Source organism: Helicobacter didelphidarum, assembly GCF_003364195.1.
Lineage (GTDB): Bacteria > Campylobacterota > Campylobacteria > Campylobacterales > Helicobacteraceae > Helicobacter_A > Helicobacter_A didelphidarum.
In genome coordinates this window covers 1-4,534 of record NZ_NXLQ01000057.1, presented here as the reverse complement: position 1 = coordinate 4,534, position 4,534 = coordinate 1, and the positions used below count along the sequence as shown (strand labels likewise).

The following is a 4,534-nucleotide window of genomic DNA, read 5'->3' as shown; positions in this document are numbered from 1 at the left end:
ATACATACAATCGTATTCCTAGTGTAAATGCCATAGTGTGCTATATAAATTGCGATGGCTTTATAAGCAATCATACAAGCAATAACGCCAAACAAACCACAATAGATTCTAATCCTATCTTCAGTAATACAGAATCTAACACAAACATAGAATCTACAAACCAAAATAATACAAACAAGCCCTTTAGCTATGAAGATTCAAATATCACAGCTAAAGAAGTTATCAATGATGATAAGACCACAAGTATAATCATAGATTCTAAAATAAATCTCCTAGAATATCAAGGCAATACTGCCGATACTTTGATGAGTGGATTAAGTGCCATGTTTGCTTCTATGGCTACATTATTAAGAAAAACTAAAGAAAGGATAGTCTAATGAGTGAGAATCTAAAAAGTGATAGAGAATCTAACAATACAACAAAGCACATAGAATCTACAAAGCAAGATTCTATAAAAGAAACTTCCATAAATACAGAATCTAGCAAACTAATATCTCAAAAAACCAACGATACTATAAACAAAGACAAGATAAAGCGAGATTCTCATAATGATGAGATTGTGTTTGAAGCAAAATACAAGCTTGGCTTGTGGGATTATTGTGTTAATATATTCTTTTTTATTCCATTTAGCTGTTTGCTTGTATATACTGGAATATCTCTTGTGATAGAGAAGGGATATGTATCATTGATTATATTTATACTAATTGGAGCTATGGGTATATTTTTCACTATATATGATATTATCTATTTGCGTAAAAATAGATTCTATATCACAAATCAAGGTATAGGCTTTGAGCGTAGGTATTGGTGGCGAATGCAAAAGAGATTTTTCAAATTTGGTGAAGTGGAAATGATGTATCATATAAGCATAAGAAAGCTTATGTGGTCATTGCAATATGATTTTGTCATATTTCCAATAGATTCGCAGGTCGTGCAAAGCGAAATGGCAGGATTGCGAATTACTAGTAAAATTAAATATAAAATTAAAATTCTTAACAAGAATCATGATATAGACATTCCGTTTGATTTTATCAAGGAAAAGACAGCACGAGCCCTAGAATCTCAAAACAAAAGCATACAAATTCTTAATTTTGGCTCAGGTTGGTCAATCTTTGGTAAAGGAAGCGATGATGAATCCAAATGAGAATACGCAATCCTTAGGTATTTCTATAGGCTTACCAAACTCTAGTAATAAAGGCTTTGATATAAAAGCTGGTGTGATAGATAATACTAACACTTATAATCCAAATAATAACTTTAAACTTTATGATTCTAAAGATACATACAATCGTATTCCTAGTGTAAATGCCATAGTGTGCTATATAAATTGCGATGGTTTTATAAGCAATCATACAAGCAATAACGCCAAACAAACCATAATAGATTCTAACCCTGTCTTCAGTAATACAGAATCTAACACAAACATAGAATCTACAAACCAAAATAATACAAACCAACCCTTTACCTATCAAGATTCAAACATACAAGCAAAAGAAGTTATCAATGATGATAATACTTCTACACTCGCAATAGAGTTGCCACAAGATTTGTTAGAGTATAAAGGTAATACTGCCGATACTTTGATGAGTGGATTAAGTGGGGTGTTTGCTTCTATGGCTACATTAGCAGAAAAATATGAAGTAGATAAAACACTAAAGGAAGTAGCTAAGGGGGCATTGGGATCTAAAGGTAGAATCTTATCTAGTGTCTTATTCCAAGCAGAGGGAGCGTCCGTAAGTCTTGCTTATAATTATGGCACTAATGGACATGATATGACTAAGGCATTGGTGGGAGTTGGTTTAGAGATAGGTGCTGGATATATTGTTACAAAAGCTGGATTAGCTATTGCTTCTGCGTTTTCTGCTCCTGTTTGGGTATTAGTTGGAATTACCGCTATTGCCGCAGTAGGCATTGGTTTGTTTCTTAACACCCAAGCAGGCAAAGCTAGTGTTGAGTGGGTGAGTAATAATCTCATCAAACCCCTCATAGAAGGCATAGAATCTAAACTTAAAGATTTCTTTGGTATGTTTGATTCTCATCCACAAGCTTATGAGCTTATAGAAAATCCAAGACTAGAATCTAAAGATTACAAAGCCCTTATAGAACTTTTACTCAATAAAGATTCTAATGCCTTTGATATAGATACCCTTCTGCACTCTTTCCCAAACTATCTCAAAAAAGATTCTGTAAGCACTCAAGATTCCACAAACTCCAAAGATTCTCCAATACACTTAGAATCTAAAGAATCCACCCTTTGTCCTAATAATGTCAATGCTCATAGAAAAGGAGAGATACACTTCGCTTTTCACATCTTAGATAAAGATGCCAAGACTCCAATACCCAATGCAGAAATACAATTAGAAAATATCAATCTAGGAGTAAAAGCTCTTACAGATTCTAGAGGTTTAGTATCTTTTAGTCTTCCAGAGAGTGAATACTTAAAATCTTTTAGAGCAAGATTAATCTATCCAAACTACTACCCTACTCCTATATCTGATAGAAGCATTATTGTAAATGCTTTAAGAGATAAGATACAAGTATTGAGGTTTGAGAGGAAAAAAACAATTATCTATTCGTGCTATTGATATTGAATTGATAAATAAAATCCCACCCGAAAAGTATTCACATTATAAGAATCTATATCATAATATGCAAATCAATCTCAAAGCAATATTTAATCTTGATAGTGAAGGATACAAAGAAAAAATCTCTCAAACTAAATGGGGATATTTTATCAAACAACGCACGCAAAATAATTTGCACTCAAACAATATTACTATTGACGAAGATATAATCTCACTTACAGATGATAACAACACAGAGCTTATGGGTCAAAATATATCTTTTATCTTTAAAGATGAATGGCTTAGTCAAAATATAGTGTTTGTAGCATTTTTAGATGATAATAATAAAGAATATGCTATACTCGAATCTAACTTTTATCATATCTATGACCCGCCATTGCAAGATGTAACACTTAAAACATTTGGCTTAATCTCTGCGGTTGCAAGGAGATTTGGTGCTGAATTATTTGGTATAAGCATCACTAAAAATACTACAAATCTAAGCAGAATTGCTTGGCGGAGTGAGAAGAGAGGGAGGGAAGAAATTAAACAATTAAAATATTCACAAAAGATACAAAAACAAATGCAGAAGCGAGGGTGGACGGAAGAGGAAATTTTAGAAGCCTTAAAACGAAAGGTATTCCGGCACAGGGTAAGCAAGGGTCGACTACACGATATATCCATCCTAAAAGCGGAAAATCTATTGTTATTGATAATGAAACTCAAGAGATTTTCCATGTTGGTGGAAAAAATTATAAATACTAAAGGATAAGTTATGGCTAAAAATATTCAAACAATTTATGTGAGATTATTAGATGAGGATATTGATGTATTTGTGCCAGTTTTAGCAAGAGAAGTGTTTGAGAATATATTTGAAATTATTGCTTATGATAAAGATTTGGAATCCGAGCATTTGGAATTTGATATTGGCGATAAGGTTATGATAGGCTATAAAGAATTAGGTAAGCAAGAGGAGAAAAAAATAGAGCAAGTAGCGTTGTATAAGTATGATAAAGCTTGATAATTTTATTAAAGATGGGACATTCATTACTGCGTATCCAGTAAAATAAAGGAGCTAATATGAACAATACAAATTTAGTATTTTGGAGAGAAGTATTAGAGAAAGAAAATGCTAATGATATAATGTTTTGGCTTGAGTTTGGTTTAAATTCTTGTAGATATATAGGTAAATATTATGATATATTTATCATTAGAGGTAAGGATAATATCATTGCATTTGATAAAGAATTTTTCCAAAACTATAAAATAGCACAATGTTATAGTTTGTATATCGATGAATTATATAAAATTAATAATTCATCTCACCTGATAGATAAAGAAATAATTTCTATAGAATCTTTAGAAAATGAAATAGTAGATATTCTAAAAAGTGAAGATTATGTTTGTGATAATAAGAGAGGATTGTTGCAGTTTATCCAATCACCAAGTATCGTCAATGCAGAGCTAGAGCTAAACGAGACAATCATACAAAAACTTGATATAAATCATTTTCTCATCTTTACCTTTAGTGATACACTTGATCATAATTCACCATCATCATATATCACTGACATAGAGAGTTGTTATGTGATAAATATGGAATATTTTGTAATGATTTTAGATAGATTGTAGTGATAAAATGGAATACAATGAGATTTACTATACAAAAAAATGAATTTTTTGAATTAGAATTTAAGCTAGATAATGTCGATATAGATTTGCATAATGATATTGGAGTGTTATTTGCAATATTTGATGATAAAACAACTGCATTAAATTTCTATTGCAAGGCAGACCCAAGTGATGAATATCCAAATATCAAATCTCAAGTGCAAGATGATGAGAAGAAAAATCTAAGATTCTATGTAGAGCTTGACTGGGAAGAGTTCTATTTAAAGTTTGATTTAATGCAACAAGCAGCGACTAGATATTTAAAAATCTTTCCTGCAGTTTTTATGATAGACGAAGAT

Annotated in this window: 5 protein-coding genes and 2 pseudogenes; all 7 read left to right on the top strand. The window is 31.4% G+C overall.

Features of this window, described 5'->3' with window-relative positions; translation table 11 throughout:
• Positions 1–377 (top strand): annotated as a pseudogene (locus tag CQA53_RS12505) (hypothetical protein); the annotation flags it as partial.
• Entirely contained in the window at positions 377–1,144 is a 768-nt protein-coding gene (locus CQA53_RS10255; protein ID WP_115543874.1) for a hypothetical protein, read from the top strand. The pseudogene CQA53_RS12505 and the gene CQA53_RS10255, both read left to right, overlap by 1 nt.
• Positions 1,131–2,585 carry a hypothetical protein gene (locus tag CQA53_RS13390; RefSeq protein WP_245945885.1) on the top strand — a complete coding sequence of 485 codons (1,455 nt, stop codon included), beginning with the start codon at positions 1,131–1,133 and terminating at the stop codon, positions 2,583–2,585. The genes CQA53_RS10255 and CQA53_RS13390 overlap by 14 nt, the downstream gene beginning before the upstream one ends.
• A complete protein-coding gene (locus CQA53_RS10240; protein ID WP_115543873.1) occupies positions 2,548–3,336 on the top strand; it encodes a hypothetical protein in 789 nt (262 codons plus the stop codon). The genes CQA53_RS13390 and CQA53_RS10240 overlap by 38 nt, the downstream gene beginning before the upstream one ends.
• Positions 3,337–3,339: 3 nt before the next feature.
• Positions 3,340–3,585 carry a hypothetical protein gene (locus tag CQA53_RS10235; protein WP_115543872.1) on the top strand — a complete coding sequence of 82 codons (246 nt, stop codon included), beginning with the start codon at positions 3,340–3,342 and terminating at the stop codon, positions 3,583–3,585.
• Between the two features lie 59 nt (positions 3,586–3,644).
• Positions 3,645–4,196, top strand: coding sequence for a hypothetical protein (locus tag CQA53_RS10230; protein WP_115543871.1), 552 nt, complete (start codon positions 3,645–3,647; stop codon positions 4,194–4,196).
• Positions 4,197–4,213: 17 nt separating this feature from the next.
• Positions 4,214–4,534 (top strand): annotated as a pseudogene (locus CQA53_RS10225) (hypothetical protein); the annotation flags it as partial.